We start from the raw sequence: 21,182 nt of genomic DNA on the forward strand, positions 1-21,182 counted from the left end.
GGAAGGAGGACGCAATACAATTTGTGTTGCACTGCAAACGTGGTGTTTTTAGCAGTCTATGAATTGTTTCGCCACTTCAACCTTTGGGTACGCTGTTTTTGGGCGGCAAACTACTTCGCCGCCGCAAGTGCTATCTCCGATAAGCTAGAGTTGCTTAGCGCTGTCCAGGTTCACCTTGAAGATCATCAGATCATCCCGGCGCTCGACCTCACCTTCCAACGAAATCAGTAGAGCAACCCAATCTTCAACCTCAGCAGTCAAGGGCTCACCATTTTCGTCAGCCAACACGAAGAATTCACTTCCCATAAGAGGCGTAGAAGTCACAAAAACGGGAGGAATACCGCCGATGATGCAGAGATTTGCGCAAGCTTTATGGGCTAATCCGACACCCGGACGCATTGCGCCATTGTAGCATTTACCGTCACAGATCTCACCGGTTAGCCGCCATTTGCCTAAATGCTCTGCTGGTGCTGGTGTAAAATTCTGGACCGGATTTTCTGCAGCGCGAAGAGAGACCTTGCCTCCAACCTGCAACATATCCAAATCACCACGCTTCAGCAAAATGCCGCCAGCATCAACAGGCTGACCATCCAAAGGGCCGGCAAGTTGCTGCATGCCGCGTTTGCCAATGCCAGAAATCAGCATGGCATGCGGCTTGTCACGACCATTTTCTCCGGCGGGAAGCCGGAGAAGTGGGTAAGGTTTTGCATCTACGTAGCCCGTAAACGTTTGGTATCCAGCACCCCATGCAAAGCGAGCATCACCTGGGTCCGGGACAGATGAGCCAATGCCAAATGCCACACCAGCTGCTGCGCCAACGAGGATTGCAGAGATCAGGAACAAGAAGCCTTGCAGGCTCTTTGGTGGCTTCTTCGCCCAACCGATAAAGAAGGGATCAGGTTTCTTTTTGGCCATTAGCTTCCCTCCGCCATTATCGGAGAAACAGTAGGTTCAACATACGTTCCCGGTGGCAGAGCTTTTACGTTCAGCCACAAACGACCGTTTTCCAGTTTAAGGCGATATGTGGAAATTTTCTCTGTAAATGGTGGTGGAGATTTTCCATCTTCCAGGCGGTACTGATAGCCATGCCAAGGGCAAGTCACACAGCCATAAACAATCTTGCCTTCTCCCAAAGGTCCGTTCTGGTGGGCGCAAACATTAGAGATCGCAGAGAGCTTCTTGCCATTTCTGAAGATCGCAACACGCTCGTCATCAGTAATGGAGATAATTCTCGCCCGCTTATCAGGAACATCTTTTGGATCACCTGCATCCATCCACGTGTCGCTGTCATCCATCGTATTTTGTTGCGTATCAAAGAGGTGCTCTTTTCTTGCAGCAAGCAGGTGCAAAGTGGCGACAAGCGCGACAGACGCGCCGACTGCAGTGGTCATGAAAGGACCGGCAGCGCTCTGCAAAGCACCGAGTGCAACATGGGCAACAACCAGCGCATACGCCAAATAGATTCCCATATGGAGGGTCTTCCAAAGCGTAGGCTTTAGGAAATGCAGCCAGAAATCATGACTTGTAACTGCGAGAATGGTCAGGATCAGAAGGGCAAAGACGCCTAGGATTTCGAATGGGAAACCAAGAAAACGGTCGAAGCTGGTATTTACAATGAAGACCGAGACGTAACGATTAATTGGCGAGAACGCATTGTACCAGCCAAGAATGTTGTCGACATGGAAGTAGGCCAGCACGCAAGTGATCACGCCCAGGTGACGGCGGTTATAAAGAAGCGGCAGGAAGCGCTTGTCCAGTCGAGCTAGTGGCCCGATACATAGAATAAATGTGAGTAGGAAGAAGACACAGGTACCAAATGCCTGCGCTTTGTAGATATCCCAATCAATCGGTCTTGTGACTGTCTGGAACATCGGCGCGATGTAGATGTAGATTCCCAGATATGCGCCAACAGTTGCCAAGACGACGGCATCATAGACAAATTTTGTACGGTTCCAGATTACCGGTACATATTTAACACTCACTGGTTTGCCTCCAGAGCCGACTTTGCTGTGTCATCAAGGGGAACAGGCGGCTGTTCGTGCGTTCCTGTTGGACGCATCAAAAGCGCTAGGCCCAAAACGAGAGGAATGAGAATGGCCAGAATGAGCCAAATGGTGCGGTGGGCTTTTCTATAGGCACGTTGCATTACTTCTTGGCCTCCTGCTCTTCGTGGAGTTCTTTTTCTTCTTTATCGAGCAAGATTTTTTCTCCAGAGCGTTCCAACGCAATCCAACGCACAATGACTATTGGCCAAAGCAGGATCAGCCCCGGAATGATTTGCAGGCGGAAAAGAAAAGCTCCACGTGCGGCAAGTTCCACGCGCCCAAGGCCAAAACTGATAAAGGCCAGTGCGACGACAAGACCAATCACGCAGTAAATTTGTGCAATCAGAATAATACCTTCAGCAACAATCATTTCTGCACCCTACTGATTTTGTGCTGCCGTTGATGGCAGGGAGAATTAGTCATTGGGGCCGTGCCCTGCCCAGTTGATACCAGCAAGCTCCGACATTTCCTTTTTCCAACTTGTAATATCGTCGATAGAGAAATCGGAGACATGCGCATGCCCGCAAGCCCGGGCCATCACCTTCATCAGTTCAACTGAGGCCGTGAAAAACTTCTCCAGACGCTTTGCAGACTTTTCAACTTCCAGACGCGCGACCAGATGGTCTTTCTGGGTGGCAATACCAACCGGACAGTTGTTGGTGTGGCATGCCCTCATGGCGATACAGCCGATGGCCTGCATTGGCGCATTCGCTAGGGCTATGGCATCGGCACCCAAAGCCATTGCTTTCACGAAATCTTCCGGTTTGCGAAGACCACCGGTGATGACTAGCGTTACATCCCGTTGACCACTACGATCCAGGTGACGACGCGCTCTCGCCAACGCAGGAATAGTTGGAACAGAAATGTTATCTCTAAACACGAGCGGCGAAGCACCGGTGCCGCCACCACGTCCATCGAGGATAATGTAATCAACGCCAACTTCCAGAGCGGAATCGATGTCTTTTTCGATATGCTGCGCAGACAGCTTGAATCCAATTGGGATCCCGCCAGTCTTGTCGCGCACTTCATCTGCAAACTTGCGGAAATCTGCTGGTTTCATCCACTCAGGAAATCTTGCAGGCGAGATTGCGCCCTCTCCCGGAGGTAGTCCCCTCACCGCTGCGATTTTCTCAGTCACTTTCGCAGCTGGCAGGTGTCCGCCAGTTCCGGTTTTGGCAGCTTGCCCGCCCTTGAAATGAAAGGCCTGAACTTTTTCCAACTGATCCCAAGAGAAACCAAAACGCGCAGAAGCTAACTCATAAAAGTAGCGTGTGTTTTCTGCTTGCTCTTCTGGAAGCATCCCGCCTTCACCAGAACAGATGCCTGTGCCAACGCTCTCTGCGCCGCGAGCGAGTGCAATCTTGGCGGGTTCTGATAGTGCACCAAAGCTCATGTCTGAGACAAAGAGCGGGATTTTCAGGTGTAACGGTTTCTGGGCTTTGGGGCCGATAACAATATCAGTTCCAACGGGTTCTTCATCCAACCGCGGCGGCTTTTGCAGCTGCGCTGTCAGTATCTGAATATCTTCCCATTGAGGCAGTTCTGTTGTCGGCACTCCCATAGCTTCAATTGCACCGTGATGGCCCGTCTGCTTCAGCCCTGCCCGTGCGTATGTCTGAATCAGTTTGTTATGAGGCTCTTCTTCCGTACCATGAAAGTCCGCGTACTCACCCAGATAGGCTTTGCGGAAATAGGGTTGCGGATTGTCCTTTGCCCATGCCTTCACTTCATCTTCATCAACATAGATGTTGCCGTCTTCAACGAAATGCGTGAACTTTCGCAGGCACTCTTTATTGTCGTAGGAGCTGACGCCAGAATTCAGGCGATAATCCCATTGGTGCAATCCACAGATCAGATTGCGACCCCTGACATATCCATCAGAAAGCAATGCACCGCGATGGAGGCAACGACCGTAGAGGACGGAGATGTCCTCATCGAACCTTACGACAACGAGATCCACCTCGCTAACAAGTGCATGAGCAGGCTTACGATCTTCAAGTTCATCTAATGCAGCAACTTGCACTTTACGCATTAAGCGGATTCCTTACGCTTTGCAGCCCAACAGCTGTTTGAGTGCATTTCAAAATTCAGATCGCCAAGCTATTCTACGTACTTACCCATATCTGTTCTATTTAGCACAGCTGCAGAGTACATGTCCGAAACATCCCGGCACATCAAAGTTGTAAGCTGAGAGTGTCTTAGAATAACTGCACATGACCTTACCCAAAGTTAGTATCGGACTTGCAAGAGACCATTACTGTTACGGGTAAAATGCATCTCAATCTGTTGCAGCTTATCCCCCCGGATTACGTAGATAACATCCTAAAAACTTCAGTAATGACGGGATAGTAACGTTTAAACAAAGAAGCGTCAGTCTATCAAAATACACAGTGAGAAACACATGGGGAATAGATGGCGAACCGCGGAAGGATGTCAGCTCTCTGCAGGCCATAAAGAATAAGAGGACAAGGAAAGTAGCAGGGAATTAATGTTTGAACCCAAGCATTTCCACGCTTACTCTCGCTACAAATCATCCGTGTCTATGAGAGATATCCATGAAGATTGCAGCTGTTACCATCTCCGACCGCGCCAGTGATGGAACTTACGAAGACAAAAGTGGCCCAGCTATTCTCGCATACCTTGAAGCAGCGGTGACCAGTCCGTGGGAGCCCATCCATAAGATTATTCCGGATGGAATCGAAAGCGTCAGCACTACTTTGAAGCAATTGGCTGATGAAGATGGTATCGACCTGATCCTCACAACAGGTGGAACAGGTCCCTCTCCTCGCGACTTGACGCCTGAAGCGATGGAATTGGTGATGGAGAAGGAACTTCGTGGGTTTGGAGAACTGATGCGCCAACTGTCTCTGAAAGAAGTGCCGACTGCAATTCTTTCACGTCAAACAGCTGGCATTCGTGGCAAAAGCCTCATCATCAACCTGCCGGGCAAACCAGCTAGCATCAAAACCTGCCTTGATGCGGTCTTCCAAGCGGTGCCGTACTGCCTGGATCTGATCGGCGCAGGGCGTATTGAAACAGATCCAAACGTGATCGTGGTGTTTCGTCCAAAGGCGAAGTAAGTACTTTACTCCGGCATCCAGGTTGAATGGATTTCCTGGGCTTCTTGTCTACCCTTGGCAGGTCTTGTTTCATCAACTTTGCCAATGGAGATAAAGCACAGGAACTCCTCATTGTCTGAGAGACCCAACCCTTTATGGAAGGCAGAGGAACGCGCACTGTCACCACTGGTAATCCGGGATGCATACCCCATAGCGTGAGCTACAAGCACCATGTTTTGCAAAGCTGTCCCCGCTGAGAGCATTTGCTCATATTGGGGAATACGGGTCTCATCCGAACCGTGAAAACATCCGATCAAAACCAGAAGCACAGGCCCTTTATGCGCTTTTTCCCTTGCACGGGTAAGCGCTTCTTCGGTTGGTTCATCTTTTATTTCTTCAACGGCTTTTACAAACAGATCTCCCAGATCATTGCGTGCGTCTGTCGGGATTTCCAAAATTCGGAATGGATGTAGATGCCCGTGATCAGGAGCCGCTGCAGCGGCCTCAATTATCAGCTTCATCTCTTCTCTATTCGGACCAGGCGCTTTCATGAGCTTAAGTGATGCTGATGTGCGCGAACGAATGATCTCGACTAGTTGTTGAGCATTCATGATAACGCCTCTCGCCTTTAACTATTTATAGAACCGTAGAAATTCGTTTTCATATTACCCAGAAGCTCCTCTCAGTGACAAGGAGATACAAGCTATACCTCCAGTTGAGCGATGACATCCCATGGTTGAGGCAACTGGACAAATATGGAATCTACCCTAAGGTAAAGTGATATTTCCCGGTCGGTGACTGCAAACATATTGGGCGTCTATTATGGGTTTCTCTTATTTAAAGGTTGGTTTAGGTGCAGTCGTGATCGTAGCTGCAGCGGGATATGGCATCATTCGATCTGGCTATGTTGCCCAATATGTTGATCAGTCCCAAAATCGGGTTGTCGAACACACTCCCTATTCCATCAGCGCAGACGCACAGGCTTTGCACGACAAGTTGCGGATTGCAGACCTGCATAATGATGTTTTGCTCTGGGGCAGAAACATATCGCAGGAATCTTCGATCGGTCACTCTGACCTTCCACGCTTCAAAAAGGGTAATGTTGGTGTACAAATCTTCACCAGCGTCACCAAGTCCCCCCGTGGACAAAACTACAAGAAGAACTCAGCCGAGGCCTTTGACAACATCACTCTGCTAGGTTGGCTGCAAAGTTGGCCTTCTAGCGCACTGAATAAGCTTTCTGAGCGTGCGCTGTTGCAAGCGCAGCGTCTTTACGATCTGGAGCAGAAGCATCCAGACGAAATTACTGTTGTCCATAATAGAGAAGAACTGGAAGCTGTCCTGACAGCGAGAGCCCAAGGCTCTAAAATCATTGCCGGGGTCCTAGGCACAGAAGGCGGGCATGCACTGGATGGTGATATCAAGAACGTGGATCGGCTTTACGAGGGCGGTTTGCGATTGATGGGCCTACAGCACTTCTTCGACAATAAACTGGGTGGCTCTCTCCATGGCCAATCCAAGGCAGGCCTCACGAACTTTGGCAAGGACGTGGTTCGGCTTATGGAGAAGAGGGAGATGATTGTCGATGTTGCTCATTCTTCTCCAGCGGTGGTTGAAGATGTGCTGGCAATGGCGACACGACCGATTGTCGTTTCTCATACAGGCGTACAAGGGATTTGTGACACGCCTCGCAATCTCACGGATGATCAAGTCAGAACAATTTCAGCAAAAGGCGGGTTGATTGGTATCGGTTTTTGGGATGCAGCGGCTTGTGACATCAGTCCAAAGGGTGTTGCAGCTTCAATTGATTATGCCGTTTCAATTGCCGGTATCGACCATGTGGCGTTGGGATCTGACTTCGATGGTTCTGTTACGACTGCCTTCGACACGTCCGAATATGCGGTTCTGACACAGGAACTTTTGAAACGAGGTTTCACAGAAAAACAGATCGCAGCTGTGATGGGCGAAAACATCATCAGGTTTTTGCTGGAAAATCTTCCACAAGGGCAAAGCGAAGAAGAAACTCTCGCTTCAAGCAATTGAATGCTCAAAGAGTTTAGTAAGCACAATTCATCTATCAGATGAAGCAGTCAAATTTTAGGAGAGAGAAGATTGGCGCACCGGGGAGGATTCGAACCCCCGACCCCCAGATTCGTAGTCTGGTGCTCTATCCAGCTGAGCTACCGGTGCGCTGTTTCTTGCGAACAAGAATTATGTATCGGCCTAGTGCTATCTAAACCACCCACTCTTAAGAGGAGAGTAAATGGCGCACCGGGGAGGATTCGAACCCCCGACCCCCAGATTCGTAGTCTGGTGCTCTATCCAGCTGAGCTACCGGTGCAGGCCGCGTTCCCTGCGGAACGGGGGTCTATGTAGCCGCCTTACTGGACCTTGGCAAGCGCTTTAGAGAAGTTTTTTAAAGTGATTTTGCGTTTTGGGGATAACAATTTCTGACTATCAGAACAAAGACGTAGGGCATTGCAGCCTAAACGTGAGAAAAGCTGCACTTGCACAGTACAGCTTTTCCAGAGATTAGCCCTTGCTGCTGTCAGCAGGGAATAGTCTCGTAATTTTTTCAGTCGCTTGTGCCCCATGCCGGTATGGCAGCTGGATTTTGAAACAAGCCCCGGTCGTCACATCTTTCTCCAATGTGATCTTACCACCGTGCGCCACAACGATCTCTGCTGCAATCGCCAGACCCAATCCTGTTCCGCCAACTTTGCCGGATGTCTGGAAGGCTTTGAACAACCCCTCCTGAGCTTTTGCAGGGATGCCTGGTCCCGTATCAGAGACATAGATAGACAGCATGTCATCTTTTACCTCTGAATGGATCTCAATCCTGCAAACAACGCCAGACGCGCCTTTGGACGCTTCCATCGCTTGCACCGAGTTCCGGCAGAGGTTGAGCAGTACGCGGAATATTTGCTCAGGATCTGCTTCCAGCTCCTGCGTCTCCGGTACGTTGACATGCATCTCTATGCCATCAGCGTATCTGGACAGGCCAAGAACCTCCTCCACATCGCGTAGAACCGATGCAAGGCGGATGACACGCAGCTCAGGAGCAGCTTCCTGTGCCTTGCCGTAGGACAGCACTGCACTGGTGTAGGCGGCCGCTCGGTCAAGCGTCGCAAGGATCTTGGGTGCAACACGTTGTACGGTCGGATCCGGCAGCAACTCCAGTCGTTCAAGGAACAACTGTGCTGATGCCAGCAAATTCCGCATGTCGTGGTTGATCTTGGAAACAGCTAGTCCCAACGCTGCCATACGGCGTTGCTGGTTCAATGTCTGGTTCAGAGACTTCTGCATGGACTGCAGCTGCATTTCAGCCTCACCCAGCTCATCCGTACGTCCGCTTGGCTTGATAATCTCCCGCGCATTCTCAGGAGACTCTGCAAAACGCATCATGGAGCCAGTGAGGCGCTGCAAAGGACGCAGCAGCAATGACCGAATGGACAGATAAACGAGCGCGGCTGTCAGACATGAGATGAGGAGGGATAATTGCAGAATGTTCAGAGCATATTTCTGCAAATCGTCTCGCAGCAAAGATGCTGGGAAGACCATATCCACTCTGCCGCCTGAGCGCATATCAATATCGCCGATGACGCGGATCTGGCCGGTTCGCGTTCCAGTCAGGAACTGTAGGCTGCATCCGATCGCATCCCAGGGAGAATCTTGTGTCATGTCAATCGTTTTGGTGACGTTCATTTCTGAACTCTCCATAGCGATCAAATTACGACGTTCTCCAAAGGCAAGAGAGATGGCCTGCGCACCAGTTGCTTCCAGTAGTTTGTGCTGGACCTGCGGAGACAGTGTCTCACTTTCTGACAACAATGTCGCAGCAACACCGCCGACTGCCAAACGGTCACTTAGCCAAGTGTTACGATAATTTGCAATTGAAGGTACGAAAATAAGAATTTCGCTGAGCATGACAAACGAGATCGTCAACATCAGGAGTTTGCCAGAGAGTCCCATGCCCCCGCGAAATAATCTGCGGTGTTTGCCTTTCGGAGTACCATCCGAGTTCAATTTTTTCGGTGTGACCTCTGTATCAGAGGTCACTCTCCCATTATTTTGAGCCATCCACCTACCTGATGAGTTGGTACACAATGATCGTGCAGCGCAGATTGTTGTTACGCGCTATGCCTTACTCATTTTTAGCAGATGACGTGTGTCAAGCAACACACTTCTCTCACAGCTGATCACAACTGCGTCATCCAAGCTTTCTCAGAAGCGCCAGAATTCTGCGTACCCATGGATTTTTAGGAGCATCCGCATAATACGTAAGTGCAGCTCTGCGAATTGCCTCATTTAGTGTCGGGTACGGGAAGACCACGCCCAAGAGAGCACCGACCTTCAACTTTTGAGAGATCATCAGAGCCAACAGACCAATCTGCTCACCAGCACCTGGGCCTACAATGGACGCACCAACGAGCTGCCCTTTTCCGTTGGTCAGGAGCTTAACCTGACCTTTGCCTTTGCCTTCGGCCAGCGCCCTATCATTTCCGGAGAACTCTGCTGTCAGAACTTTGAGCTTATCGCCCAGCTGTTCGCGTGCTTGCTGCTCTGAAAGACCAACCTGCCCAATCTCAGGCTCAGTGTAGGTCACCGCAGGCATTGTTATGTTGTTGTGGTTGACCGGCATGCGGAACAGGATTGAACGAATGACGAGTGATGCGTGCGCTCCTGCGGCATGTGTAAACTGCGCTCCACCGGCGACATCACCGATCGCATAAACTTTACGGTTTGTGGTGCGCAGCCCGTCATCTGCTTTGATGCCTTTGCGGCTATACTCAATGCCAGCGGCTTCCAAACCAAGAGAAGAGACGTTCGGGGCACGACCTGCCGCGATCAGGAGATGCGTGCCTTCAACAGTTCCTTCGGCTTCATCATCAACTTTGATGGTGACTTTTACGCCAGCGTCAGTGCGTTCAACACTGTTGACCTTAGTGTTTGCAAGAATCTCAACACCTTCGGATTCCATCTTTTCGATGACTTGAGCAGCATGGGCAGGATCGGTTACTGCCAATGGACGCAATGCTTCGATGACTGTGACACGGCTTCCCAGACGACGGTGAGCCTGTGCCATTTCCATGCCAATTGGCCCTGCACCAATAATGATCAAGTGCTCTGGGCGCTCTTTCAGTTCAAACAGGTTTTCATTTGTCAGGTACGATGTGTTTTCAATACCAGGGATCGGAGGGACCGCAGCGCTGGAGCCCGTAGCAATGACAAAGCGGCGTGCTTTAATTATCTGCTCACCGACTTTGACGGTATCTACGGAAGTAAACTCACCCGCACCCTGAATGACGTGCACACCCAAACCTTCGAAGCGCTCAACAGAGTCATGTGGAGCTATGGTGGCGATCACATCATGAACGTGATCATTCACCTTAGAGAAATCAATCTCAGGCTCTTGAGCGCCAACGCCAAACTTTTCTGAGGACCGAAAGGTAGCGGCGGCTTTACCAGCTGCAATAATTGCTTTGGATGGGACGCAGCCATAGTTCAGACAGTCACCGCCCATCTTCCCCTTTTCAATCAGGACAACATCCACGCCAAAGGCTGCTGCAGCTGCCGCGACTGAGAGGCCGCCCGAGCCAGCGCCAATAACACAGATATCCGGGGTCAATGTTTTTGCATTATTGTTATTTGTCATCGAGAAAGTCCGTAATTTCGAAATTGATCTGGTCTGAGATTTATTTGCCGCGAAAACGCTGAACAATCGGCGGAATGAGCGCTACCAAACCTAGCGCTGCAAATGCCCAAATCAGCTCAGGCGTAATGAGTGCGGAAATCTCCACTTCACATGTACCAGCAGCCGAACAACCCGGATTTGCCTGCTCTTGCGCCAGGATCACACTATCCAGACCAGCCCCAACGAAGGCATAGGCGAAAGTGCCTGGAATGATACCGACGAATGTTGCGATCAGATATGTGCTCAACGGAACATGGAACAACGCAGGCGCAATGTTGACGAGCCAGAACGGAAACACTGGGGTGAGACGCAGAAAGAGTAGGTAACTGAACGCGTTCTTACGGAAACCCTCTGACATTTTATCGAGGAACGGCCCTGCTCTTGCTTTAAGCGTTGCGCCAACCGAAGTTTTTGCAGCGATGAACAACAGCGCGGCACCAATTGTTGCTGCCAGAACGGTGAGCAAACCACCGAAGAACCAACCGAACAAAAAACCGCCTGCGATTGTAAGCAGGGATGCACCCGGGAAAGACAGAGCAACAGCAAGTGTGTACACGACGAAATAGATCAGCGGGGTCAGAATTGGGTATTCGGCCAGATAACCAGAAAGCAGTTGCTGATTTTTGATCAGGTTGCTGATTGTGATTTGCTGATGCCAGCCCTGAGAGATGCCATAGGCGGACACGGCAAGGATAACAAAGAGTAGTCCCCAGCGTTTAATGAAGCCAAAAGCTCCCTCGGCTGGCGACTTGTTATCATTGTGCTCCGTGATTCCCATGTGCTTTTCCTTAGATGATTTCAACGTTCAGACCTGAAAAGAACCGAAACCTCAGTGTTCTTGCCTAGTCTAGACTGAATAGGTTACTATGTTTTTTGCAGGCTCAATCGCCTAATGAATTGATGTCTTACAATTTTCATACAATCAGAAAGACCTCCGGTGTTATCACAGGTTCGTGCGTTACCCGTAGTTTCACTCTGTTTTGAATGAGGGGTAACGGCTCTACACGAGGCTGTGAGGCAATAAAGAGTCAGGATATCGTAGATTCCGGCACAGCAATTATTGACTTGAAGCACGCACACTAATATAAGCGCCGACGAATAGGAGTGCGGATCCCCTGCGCAAAGTCCTGCAACTTGAATAAAGTCGCGGTGACTTCGGGGAGAAGACGCACAATCCAAATTAACGTTTAAGTTGGAGCCAACGGCTCTGCTAGGGTAATAAAATGAAGCGTACTTTCCAACCGAGCAACCTTGTTCGCAAGCGTCGCCACGGCTTCCGGGCACGTATGGCAACTAAAAATGGCCGACAGGTACTGGCACGTCGTCGTTCTAAAGGCCGTAAGCGTCTTAGCGCTTAATCGCGACGTTGCGCGGCGGCATTCACTTCATATCCATTGAACAAAAGTTCCGCCGCAAAAACATGAAAACACTCAAAAAGCGCTCCGAGTTTCTTACCGTCGCAAAAGGCGGAAGGACAGCTCGGCGCGCTTTTGTCCTTCAAGCGGCTAAAACCCGCAGTGATGGCGACCCTCGAATGGGTTATACGGTCACCAAGAAAACCGGAAACTCTGTTGAGCGCAGTCGAATAAAGCGCCGACTTCGAGCCGCTGTTGCCTTTCTTGATTTGGATATCGCCCAGATAGGCGCCGACTATGTTCTGGTTGGCAGGAGAGCTGCACTTTCGCAACCTTTCGACGATCTTCTAAAAGACCTCAAAGGTAGTGTAAGAAATGCGTTCAAGCCTCGTAAACCTCGCCCTATCCGATCAAAACCGAACTCGCTGGCAAATTCTAAACCTCCGCATGATAAAGTTGAGGCCAACTGACCAGTGATGACTATTTATTCCACCCTTTTGAAAATGAGTGATCCAGTCGATGAACGATAATCGCAATATGATCGTAGCGATCGTAATGTCGCTGGTTGTGCTATTGGGCTGGCAATATTTTATTGCCGGACCACAGTTAGAAGCTCAGCAGGAAGCGCAACAGGCGCAGCTGGCAGACGATGCACAACAAGCCGGTTCCAGCTCACCCGTTGCACTGCCTGAAGGTGCATCCGGTCAAGTGGCTGCTCCTGGCACCGATAGCGGGACCGCTGCGCAATCATTCGTCAGTCGCGCACAAGCACTGGCTGCATCTCCTCGCCTGACCATTGACACCCCTAGCCTCTCCGGCTCTGTCAATTTGCAAGGCGCGAAGCTGGATGACCTTCGCCTGAATGACTACCGTCAGACACAGGCCAAGGACAGTGAAACTGTTGTTCTGTTCTCGCCGAAAGGCAGCCCAGAGCCATACTACGCTGAGCATGGCTGGGTTGCGGATCCAGGTGCACAGGTTAAGCTTCCGAATGCTGAAACTGTCTGGACTGCAGAGACTTCTGGTAATCTGACACCGTCTTCTCCTATTGTTCTGAGCTGGGACAATGGCGAAGGACTGGTGTTCAAGCGCACTTTCTCCGTCGACGAGAACTACATGTTCACTGTTGACCAGGAAGTTCAAAACAGCACTGGCCAGAACGTTCAACTTTATCCTTATGGTTTGATTGCACGTAACGGCGAACCTGAAACTGCTGGCTTCTTTGTACTGCATGAAGGTCTTATCGGTGTTATCGGTGAAGAAGGCCTCCAGGAAATCAACTATTCTGACCTGATTGAAGATGGAAGCATTCGCCCAGGTCGCGCTAAAACGGGTTGGCTCGGCTTTACTGATAAGTACTGGGCTGCAACACTGATCCCAACTCCGGGCACTGAGTTCCAGCCAAACTTCTCCTACAACGCCCGCACTCAGAATTTCCAGAGTGACTACCTTGGCGATGCAGTTCAGGTTGCTGATGGGACTAAGATCACCAGCTCGTCTCTGCTCTATGCAGGCGCAAAAGTTACCAAGCTGATCGAAGGCTATCAGGCATCCTACAACATCGAAAGCTTCGATCTCATGATCGACTGGGGTTGGTTCTACTTCCTGACCAAGCCGATGTTCTGGGCAATTGACTGGCTCTATTCTCTGGTTGGCAACTTCGGTGTCGCTATCCTGCTTGTGACCGTTATCGTGAAGGCCCTTTTCTTCCCGCTGGCAAACAAATCCTACGTCTCCATGAGTAAAATGAAGCTTGTGCAGCCGCAGATGACTGAGATCCGCGAGAAGTTCAAGGACGACAAGCAGAAACAGCAGCAAGCCATGATGGAGCTGTACAAGAAGGAAAAGATCAACCCATTGGCAGGGTGTTTGCCGATGGTCATTCAGATCCCCGTCTTCTTCTCGCTCTATAAGGTTCTGTTCGTTACCATCGAGATGCGCCATGCGCCATTCTTCGGATGGATTCAGGATCTTTCTGCTCCAGACCCAACCACAGTCTTCAATCTGTTCGGCCTGATCCCATGGGATCCGCCAAGCTTCCTGATGATTGGTGTCTGGCCTCTGATCATGGGTGTAACCATGTTCCTGCAGATGAAGATGAACCCAGCACCAGCTGAGCCTGCACAGCAGATGATCTTCAACTGGATGCCTGTTCTGTTCACCTTCATGCTGGCAACCTTCCCAGCTGGTCTCGTGATCTACTGGGCATGGAACAACACTCTTTCTGTTGCACAGCAGGGAATCATCATGCGTCGTCAGGGCGTGAAACTTGAGCTCTTTGATAACTTGAAGAGCATGTTCAAGCGCAAGCCTAAGGAAGAAAGCAAGTAAGCTTTCCTCTTTGAATAAGACTTCGAAAACGCGGCCTCAGAGTCGCGTTTTTTGTTTGGGGTTAGCACCTTTTGTGGTGAAGCTTCACCGTAGCAAACATTAAGGCTGCGCTTTGGAAAACAGCACTCGACCAAATCGAGATTGCAGGTTAAAAGGCAGGGCATGAGCTCAGAAAAAGAATATTCAGCAGAACAACTGGAGGCGGGACGCCTTCTGTTTGCGCGTCCTTGGGATTTTATTACCAGTGTGAAAGAGATGCATCAGCTTCCTGAGCTGGATGGTATCGAGATCGCGTTTGCCGGTCGTTCCAACGTTGGTAAGTCCAGCCTGATCAACAAGCTCACCGGTAAGAAAACGTTGGCTCGTACCTCCAACACACCTGGCCGGACCCAGATGCTGAACTTCTTTGGAGCAGAGCACTCCATCCTCAAGATTATCGATATGCCGGGCTACGGGTACGCTGAAGCACCAAAAGGCATGGTCGATGCGTGGACATCACTTATTTTTGACTACCTACGTGGTCGAAGCACCTTGCGTCGTGTGTTCTCTTTGATCGACTCACGTCACGGCATCAAAAAGAACGATCTTGATGCCATGTCGATTCTGGACAAGTCCGCTGTGCCTTATCAGGTTGTGCTCACCAAGGCAGATAAACTGAAACCAGGGCAACTGCAGCGCATGAAAGACGAGACGCTGAAAGTACTCGCGAAACGTCCAGCTGCACATCCGGAAGTCATTGCCACCTCTTCAGAAAAAGGCAACGGTCTGGATGAATTGCGCGCAGAGATCGCGCAGCTGGTCAGTTACGGCTAATCAATTGCAGGTGCAGGGCTCATATTTCCCTGCGCCTTCCCCTTTCGGACAGCGGCTGCACAAACATATCCAGACCCCCTTGTCCATCCTGCAATTTGCAGAATTCCCCTTGTTCTCACGTTTTGCTGCCTTTTCCCCAGCCCGCCTTAACCTCTTCTTGACCTTGGGTCAATTTACCCCCCGAATATAGACAGGCCGTCGTCGAAGGGGAGATCGTCGAATGTCTGGAAAAGACAAGCAAGATCACAATCACAGTGCCAAGATCAGTCAAAGGGGATGATGTATGTGTGCAACTCCGTCCCCCCGTTACCATTGGGCTCTTGTACCAGAGCATGCCATTACCAATGCGTTGACCTATGTTTGGCGTTTCATTCATGCGCTACCAACGCTACTGTTGGCAGGGCTGAATTTGAAGAAGTGGTACAAAGCACGCCAGCTTGGGCCTACCGCACTGGAACGCTCACTGATTTCTGCCTACCTCCGTGATGAGTTCGTGCTGCATTATCAGCCAATCGTCCGTGTGACAGATCGCAAGCTGGTCGGGGCTGAGGCTCTGATCAGATGGGAGCATCCTGAGAACGGTTTGCTGCCCCCTTCCCGTTTCATCACCACTCTATGCCGCAGCTGCCTTGGCAAGGACGTTGGTTACTGGGTTATCCGTGAGGCCTGCAAAGCGCGCAGTAGATGGGGCAATCTTGTTGATCCTAGTTTCAAGATCTCCGTGAACATTTGCGGCAGGATGTTTGTTGATCAATACATCGTCTCCCGCATCCAAAAGATTTTACAGGACACTGGCACACCCGGGCATTTCTTAGAGCTTGAAGTCACAGAACGGATTGATCTGGACAAAGCCCCTCATGCCATGAAGAGCATGCGCAAGCTGCAGGAGATGGGTATCTCAGTGGCCTTTGATGACTTCGGCACTGGCTTTGCCTCTATGAAGCACTTGTTGGATTGCCCTGTTGACCGGATCAAGATCGACCGCAGTTTCCTATCTGGAGTGCCAACCTCTGCTGTTCACAGCACCGCTTGCGCTCATCTGATTGAACTGGCTCATTTGCTAGACATGGAAGTGACGGCTGAAGGTGTTGAAACGGAAGAGCAGATGTACTTGCTGGAAAGCAGCGGCTGCACCAATGCTCAGGGCTTTTTGTTCTCCCCTCCAGCGGGTGAAGATGGTTTTGCAGATTATTTGCGCGAGAGGCATTAGACAATTTCCTCGATTACTTGAGTAAATCCACGCAGGTGGGGATGACTGAACATTTGTGACGTGTTCATAATGCGGCTATATACTTCACACGCAGTCCGTGTGATTTGCGTATCAGTCCTTTGTCTTCTCCAGGTGTACAAATCGCTATGAGTTTCTCGGAATCCAGTAATCGTGCGCACGTCATTGCCCAAGCTCTCCCTTATATGCAGCGCTATGATGACCGACGTGTTGTCGTAAAATACGGCGGCAATGCCATGGGAGATGACTCCCTTTCCCGCGCCTTTGCCCGAGATATCACTCTGTTGCGCCAGTCTGGTGTTCATCCGGTTGTTGTTCACGGTGGTGGTCCTCAGATTGGTTCGATGCTTGATCGTCTCAACATCAAGAGCGAGTTTAAAGGCGGCCTTCGTGTGACGGATCAGGCGACCGTTGAGGTTGTTGAGATGGTGCTGGCTGGCTCCATCAACAAAGGCATTGTGGCAGACATCAACCGCGAAGGTGGACGTGCTGTTGGTCTTTGTGGCAAAGACGGTGACATGGTCACTGCACGTAAATTGCACCGCAAGCACCGTGATCCGGATTCCAAGATCGAAGAGGTTCTGGACCTTGGGTTTGTTGGCGAGCCCGAAGCAGTCAACGCCAAGGTGCTTGAGCTGATCCTTGAACGTGACCTCATTCCTGTTGTTGCTCCTGTTGCGCCGGGTCGTGATGGTGCGACTTACAACATCAATGCAGATACCTTTGCAGGTGCGATTGCGGGCTCTTTGAACGCCAAACGCTTGCTGTTCCTTACCGACGTTCCGGGTGTTCTGGACAAAGACGGCAAGCTTATCAAGCAGCTGACCCGTGCCGGTGCCCGGGCTCTTATTGAGGATGGCACAATCTCCGGCGGCATGATTCCGAAGGTTGAGACCTGTCTTGAAGCCCTTGAACAGGGCGTTGAAGGCGTTGTTATTGTTGACGGAAAAGTCGCCCACGCCGTTCTGTTGGAACTCTTCACCGACCATGGTGCAGGTACTCTGATCGTACCTTGATAATTGATGCAGGGAGGCGAAAGACGCTCGCCTCTCTTGCTATCCTTATTCTTTCCTGTTTTGCTTGGTATCAAACAACACTTATCGGCGTAGCTGATAACTGAACGGATAAGCATGACCAATTCCCCATTTGCCAGCGTTGAAAGCTGGGTTTTCGATCTGGACAATACTCTCTACCCTCACCATTCAAATCTGTTCGATCAAATCGATCAGCGGATGTCTGAGTTTGTACAAAAGCTCACCGGAAAACCGGCTGAGCAGGCGAGAGAGTTGCAGATCTCCTATTACAAAGAGTATGGAACCACGCTTCGTGGTTTGATGCTTGAGCATCACATTGAGCCCGATGAGTTCCTTGAGTACGTGCATGACATTGACCACTCTGTGCTGGATCCAAATCCTCAGCTTGCAGATGCGATCAACCAACTGCCGGGCAAGTGCTACATCCTGACGAACGGAACGCGGAAACACGCGGAATCTGTTGCCAATCGTCTGGGTATCACACAGCACTTCGAAGACATCTTCGGGATTATGGAGGCCGATTTAGTTCCGAAACCTGCTGAAGCAACCTATCAGCGTTTTTTGGAGAAAAACGGCATTCTTCCGCAGAAAGCAGCCATGTTTGAGGACCTTTCGCGCAATCTGGTTGTTCCAAACTCTCTTGGCATGCGCACTGTTCTTGTCATTCCGGACGGAACACGTGAGGTTTTCCGCGAAGATTGGGAGCTTTCGAGCGGCAGCGAGCCTCACGTGGATTTCGTGACCGATCATCTGGACGGTTTCCTCTATAATATCCTAGGGGAACTCAAGAATTAGAGCTATTCCATCAAAACACGAAGGTGCCCCGGTTTCGCATCTCAAACTCCTGTAGGGGCAGTTTCGGCTAAAAATTGCAATTTTTGCGCATAATAAGGCGCAAAGAGAAAAAATATCATGATCGTCTAGACGAATGCCTTTTTTCCCTTTATTGAGATTAATTCAAGAACTCATAAGGAAGGGCATTCGTCATGGTTTCACTGCGCGCGCTACACGCATTTTCACTGTTGGCCAAACACGGCCGAGCAGCTCGTGCCGCAGAGGATCTTGGCGTTACACCATCAGCCCTGACGCACCTGCTCCGATCATTGGAAAATGAGCTTGGCGCCGCGCTGGTTATTCGTGATGGCCGCGGACTTGCCCTGACTGAAGAAGGGCAGCGCCTGTCCTCCAATCTTGGCAATTCGTTTGACCAAATCGAGCACGCAGTTGAAGCGTTCCGGCGCAGAAGCCGGACTGAGTTGCGCATTTCTACCCTTTCTACAGTTGCAACACGCTGGCTTATTCCGCGGTTGCCGGACTTTCAGGATAAGCATCCGGATATTGAGCTGCTTATCTCGACAAGTATGCGCGTCGTGGACCTTGACCGAGAGTCCTATGATTGCGCAATCCGATTGGGGGATGGGGCCTGGCCGCATGTTGAGCGGCATCAACTCTGGCAGGAAGATCTGGTTGTTGCGTTTGCTCCTCAGTTGAGTAACGGCGATCCGAACCCTGACATCAAGCTGCTTGATAAGCTGAAATTGCTGCATACCTCCTCCAGACGTGAAGACTGGCCGCGTTGGTTGAATGGCACTGGCCTGCCTCATCCGGATCAGACCTCTGGTGCGATGTTTGAAAGCCGGAACATGGCTATTCAGGCTGCTGTTGCAGGCATGGGTGCGATTGCGATTGATACCCGCTTTGTTGAACAGGAAGTGGCTGCAGGTCATCTGGTGGTTCCGGACTGGCCGCGCCTTTCTCTGGAAAGCGGCTATTGGTTTGTACGTAATGCGAACCGTCCTTTGACCCGTCCGGTATCTTCCTTCCACAAATGGCTGATGGAACAATCCCAGCAGCCATTCAAGGCACATGAAGCAACCTAAATTGATACATGAGACAACCGGAAGTCTGAGAGTATTGACTTCTGGTTGGGGCTTGCGTACCCCTCGGTAGCTCTAATTCGAAACCCATTAATTATGAGAGTCTGCCGCCAATGAGCCAGATTGATCTTGCTGCCCTTGAGGCCACCATCAACGCTGCATTTGATGACCGTGACAACATCAGCACCGACACCACAGGTGACGTGCGTGATGCAGTAAACACCGCACTGAACCTTATGGATCACGGCAAGCTGCGCGTTGCGGAAAAATCCTCTGGCGACTGGGTTGTTAATCAGTGGGCCAAGAAAGCTGTTCTGCTTTCTTTCCGCCTGAACCCAATGCAGATCATCAAAGGCGGTCCGGATCAGGCTCCCTGGTGGGATAAAGTTCCTTCCAAGTTTGACGGCTGGGGCGCTATCGACTTTGAAGAAGCTGGCTTCCGCGCTGTTCCAGGTTCCATTGTACGTCGCTCTGCATTCGTTGGCAAATCCGCTGTTTTGATGCCTTCCTTCGTAAACCTTGGTGCGTTTGTTGACGAAGGCACAATGGTTGACACCTGGGTGACTGTTGGTTCCTGTGCTCAGATCGGTAAAAACGTTCACCTTTCCGGCGGCGTTGGCATTGGTGGTGTTCTTGAGCCACTTCAGGCTGGTCCGGTTATCATTGAAGACAACTGCTTCATCGGTGCTCGTTCTGAGGTTGTTGAAGGCGTTATTGTTCGTGAAGGTGCCGTGCTTTCCATGGGCGTATTCATCTCCGCAACGACCAAAATCGTAGACCGCACGACCGGTGAAATCTTCTACGGTGAAGTTCCTGCGTACTCCGTTGTTGTTCCGGGCTCCATGCCAGGCAAACCGCTTCCAGACGGCACTCCGGGTCCAAACCTGGGCTGTGCGGTTATCGTGAAGCGTGTTGATGCACAGACCCGTGCAAAGACCTCTGTGAACGATCTTCTGCGCGACTAAGTTTTAGATCAGATCTGATCGATTAAAGCCGGGGCGATTGCTTCGGCTTTTTTCTTGACTAACCGGAGCGGGTTCCACGTGTTTAAACGTGCCTCTTAACCTAAAAACCGGCTCTGTTAGGCTATGAACACATTACCTCAAGATGCTTGTTGCTTCGCTGGAACGCATGAGTATATTGCGCTTAGAATTTGTGAGGCCCCATGAATAAGAACAGCAATCTGCACAAACTTGTCTTCCAGCTGGATCCACATGACTGGCACGGCATTGAGAGTGAAACTGTGTGGGTACGCTCGCTCGGTGGCAATCGCTATAAGCTTGAAAACACACCCTTCTTTGCTTGCGGCGTTGCCAATGGTGATGAGCTGCTTGCCAACCGGCAAAAAGGGCAGCTTGTTTTTGACAGGGTCGATAAGGCATCCGGTCATTCAACCTACCGGATCATGGTGGAAGAGACGACACAGCCAGAAGAATTCTCCAAGCAATGGTCCAAGCTGGAAAAGCTTGGCTGTACATGCGAGGACATTGACGCTGATCCACCGCTGTTCAGCGTAGATATTCCGGCAAATGTCGACATCCACGTCGCCTATTCCATTCTTGAAGAAGGCGAAGGCCTTGGCATCTGGGCTTTTGAAGAAGGTCACTGCGGGCATAAGATCTAGCGTTTCAACCCGCTCAGACTGACAAGCACGAATATCACCGCTGGATCATCCCGGCGGTGTTTGTGTTTGAGGATCCCGTTAAACGGGTGGAGCAAGGCGAACAGGCTTTGCCTGCGCTACT

21 protein-coding genes and 2 tRNA genes are annotated in these 21,182 nt (G+C 50.7%); 12 read left to right on the forward strand and 11 right to left on the reverse strand.

The annotated features are described in order from the left end of the window. Positions 1-144: 144 nt before the first annotated feature. Genes PsWM33_RS12785 through PsWM33_RS12800 form a run of 5 tightly spaced genes read right to left on the reverse strand, consistent with a single transcriptional unit; the run spans position 145 to position 4,077 of the window. A complete protein-coding gene (locus PsWM33_RS12785) occupies positions 145-915 on the reverse strand; it encodes a hypothetical protein (protein WP_063286805.1) in 771 nt (256 codons plus the stop codon). Next, entirely contained in the window at positions 915-1,982 is a 1,068-nt protein-coding gene (locus PsWM33_RS12790) for a Rieske 2Fe-2S domain-containing protein (protein ID WP_063300493.1), read from the reverse strand. The genes PsWM33_RS12785 and PsWM33_RS12790 overlap by 1 nt, the downstream gene beginning before the upstream one ends. Then, on the reverse strand, positions 1,979-2,146 hold the full coding sequence (locus tag PsWM33_RS27335; RefSeq protein WP_159096913.1) for a hypothetical protein: 168 nt from the start codon (positions 2,144-2,146) through the stop codon (positions 1,979-1,981). The genes PsWM33_RS12790 and PsWM33_RS27335 overlap by 4 nt, the downstream gene beginning before the upstream one ends. After that, positions 2,146-2,415, reverse strand: coding sequence for a hypothetical protein (locus PsWM33_RS12795; RefSeq protein WP_057462859.1), 270 nt, complete (start codon positions 2,413-2,415; stop codon positions 2,146-2,148). The genes PsWM33_RS27335 and PsWM33_RS12795 overlap by 1 nt, the downstream gene beginning before the upstream one ends. 45 nt (positions 2,416-2,460) lie before the next feature. Then, positions 2,461-4,077 carry a glutamate synthase-related protein gene (locus PsWM33_RS12800; RefSeq protein ID WP_063300494.1) on the reverse strand — a complete coding sequence of 539 codons (1,617 nt, stop codon included), beginning with the start codon at positions 4,075-4,077 and terminating at the stop codon, positions 2,461-2,463. 523 nt (positions 4,078-4,600) lie between these two features. Here PsWM33_RS12800 and mog point away from each other — a divergent pair. Beyond that, positions 4,601-5,125 (forward strand): molybdopterin adenylyltransferase, encoded by a 525-nt coding sequence (gene mog, locus PsWM33_RS12805; RefSeq protein ID WP_063300495.1) that lies wholly within the window; start codon positions 4,601-4,603, stop codon positions 5,123-5,125. Between the two features lie 5 nt (positions 5,126-5,130). On the opposite strand, the gene PsWM33_RS12810 is transcribed toward mog, so the two are convergent. Then, the gene (locus tag PsWM33_RS12810) at positions 5,131-5,715 is read right to left on the reverse strand and encodes a nitroreductase family protein (protein ID WP_063295190.1); all 585 of its coding nucleotides are present in this window, start codon (positions 5,713-5,715) and stop codon (positions 5,131-5,133) included. A 211-nt stretch (positions 5,716-5,926) separates the two neighbouring features. Between PsWM33_RS12810 and PsWM33_RS12815 the strand changes: the two genes are divergently transcribed. Further along, a complete protein-coding gene (locus tag PsWM33_RS12815; protein ID WP_063295189.1) occupies positions 5,927-7,147 on the forward strand; it encodes a dipeptidase in 1,221 nt (406 codons plus the stop codon). Between the two features lie 70 nt (positions 7,148-7,217). Here PsWM33_RS12815 and PsWM33_RS12820 read toward each other — a convergent pair. The 5 genes from PsWM33_RS12820 to PsWM33_RS12840 all read right to left on the reverse strand — a co-directional run bounded on the left by PsWM33_RS12820 (position 7,218) and on the right by PsWM33_RS12840 (position 11,577). Beyond that, positions 7,218-7,294: transfer RNA gene (locus PsWM33_RS12820), tRNA-Arg, on the reverse strand. A 74-nt stretch (positions 7,295-7,368) separates the two neighbouring features. Next, a tRNA-Arg gene (locus tag PsWM33_RS12825) sits at positions 7,369-7,445 on the reverse strand. Positions 7,446-7,636: 191 nt separating this feature from the next. After that, on the reverse strand, positions 7,637-9,163 hold the full coding sequence (locus tag PsWM33_RS12830; RefSeq protein WP_063300536.1) for a sensor histidine kinase: 1,527 nt from the start codon (positions 9,161-9,163) through the stop codon (positions 7,637-7,639). A 151-nt stretch (positions 9,164-9,314) separates the two neighbouring features. After that, a complete protein-coding gene (locus PsWM33_RS12835; protein ID WP_063300496.1) occupies positions 9,315-10,760 on the reverse strand; it encodes a dihydrolipoyl dehydrogenase family protein in 1,446 nt (481 codons plus the stop codon). A 40-nt stretch (positions 10,761-10,800) separates the two neighbouring features. After that, positions 10,801-11,577: a TVP38/TMEM64 family protein gene (locus PsWM33_RS12840; protein ID WP_063300497.1), complete on the reverse strand. Its 777-nt coding sequence runs from the start codon at positions 11,575-11,577 to the stop codon at positions 10,801-10,803. A gap of 445 nt (positions 11,578-12,022) precedes the next feature. Here PsWM33_RS12840 and rpmH point away from each other — a divergent pair, with 445 nt between their 5' ends. The 10 genes from rpmH (at position 12,023) to PsWM33_RS12885 (ending at position 21,061) form a co-directional block, all read left to right on the forward strand. Continuing rightward, positions 12,023-12,157, forward strand: coding sequence for a 50S ribosomal protein L34 (rpmH, locus tag PsWM33_RS26810; protein WP_082596783.1), 135 nt, complete (start codon positions 12,023-12,025; stop codon positions 12,155-12,157). Positions 12,158-12,165: 8 nt separating this feature from the next. Beyond that, a complete protein-coding gene (rnpA, locus tag PsWM33_RS12845) occupies positions 12,166-12,624 on the forward strand; it encodes a ribonuclease P protein component (RefSeq protein WP_063300498.1) in 459 nt (152 codons plus the stop codon). Between the two features lie 49 nt (positions 12,625-12,673). Next, entirely contained in the window at positions 12,674-14,485 is a 1,812-nt protein-coding gene (gene yidC / locus PsWM33_RS12850) for a membrane protein insertase YidC (RefSeq protein ID WP_063300499.1), read from the forward strand. 162 nt (positions 14,486-14,647) lie between these two features. Further along, the gene (yihA, locus tag PsWM33_RS12855; protein WP_063300500.1) at positions 14,648-15,298 is read left to right on the forward strand and encodes a ribosome biogenesis GTP-binding protein YihA/YsxC; all 651 of its coding nucleotides are present in this window, start codon (positions 14,648-14,650) and stop codon (positions 15,296-15,298) included. Positions 15,299-15,581: 283 nt separating this feature from the next. Further along, complete coding sequence (locus PsWM33_RS12860; protein ID WP_063300501.1) at positions 15,582-16,508, forward strand: EAL domain-containing protein; 927 nt, start codon at positions 15,582-15,584, stop codon at positions 16,506-16,508. A gap of 146 nt (positions 16,509-16,654) precedes the next feature. Further along, on the forward strand, positions 16,655-17,542 hold the full coding sequence (argB, locus tag PsWM33_RS12865; RefSeq protein ID WP_057462869.1) for an acetylglutamate kinase: 888 nt from the start codon (positions 16,655-16,657) through the stop codon (positions 17,540-17,542). 114 nt (positions 17,543-17,656) lie between these two features. Further along, complete coding sequence (locus tag PsWM33_RS12870; protein ID WP_063286796.1) at positions 17,657-18,355, forward strand: pyrimidine 5'-nucleotidase; 699 nt, start codon at positions 17,657-17,659, stop codon at positions 18,353-18,355. Between the two features lie 191 nt (positions 18,356-18,546). Next, the gene (locus PsWM33_RS12875; protein WP_063286795.1) at positions 18,547-19,440 is read left to right on the forward strand and encodes a LysR substrate-binding domain-containing protein; all 894 of its coding nucleotides are present in this window, start codon (positions 18,547-18,549) and stop codon (positions 19,438-19,440) included. 110 nt (positions 19,441-19,550) lie between these two features. Then, positions 19,551-20,402: a 2,3,4,5-tetrahydropyridine-2,6-dicarboxylate N-succinyltransferase gene (gene dapD, locus PsWM33_RS12880; protein ID WP_063300502.1), complete on the forward strand. Its 852-nt coding sequence runs from the start codon at positions 19,551-19,553 to the stop codon at positions 20,400-20,402. Between the two features lie 200 nt (positions 20,403-20,602). After that, a complete protein-coding gene (locus tag PsWM33_RS12885) occupies positions 20,603-21,061 on the forward strand; it encodes a DUF4265 domain-containing protein (RefSeq protein ID WP_063300503.1) in 459 nt (152 codons plus the stop codon). Positions 21,062-21,182 lie beyond the last annotated feature (121 nt).

Origin of the sequence: Pseudovibrio sp. WM33, from assembly GCF_001623165.1 — a bacterium.
Classification (GTDB): domain Bacteria; phylum Pseudomonadota; class Alphaproteobacteria; order Rhizobiales; family Stappiaceae; genus Pseudovibrio.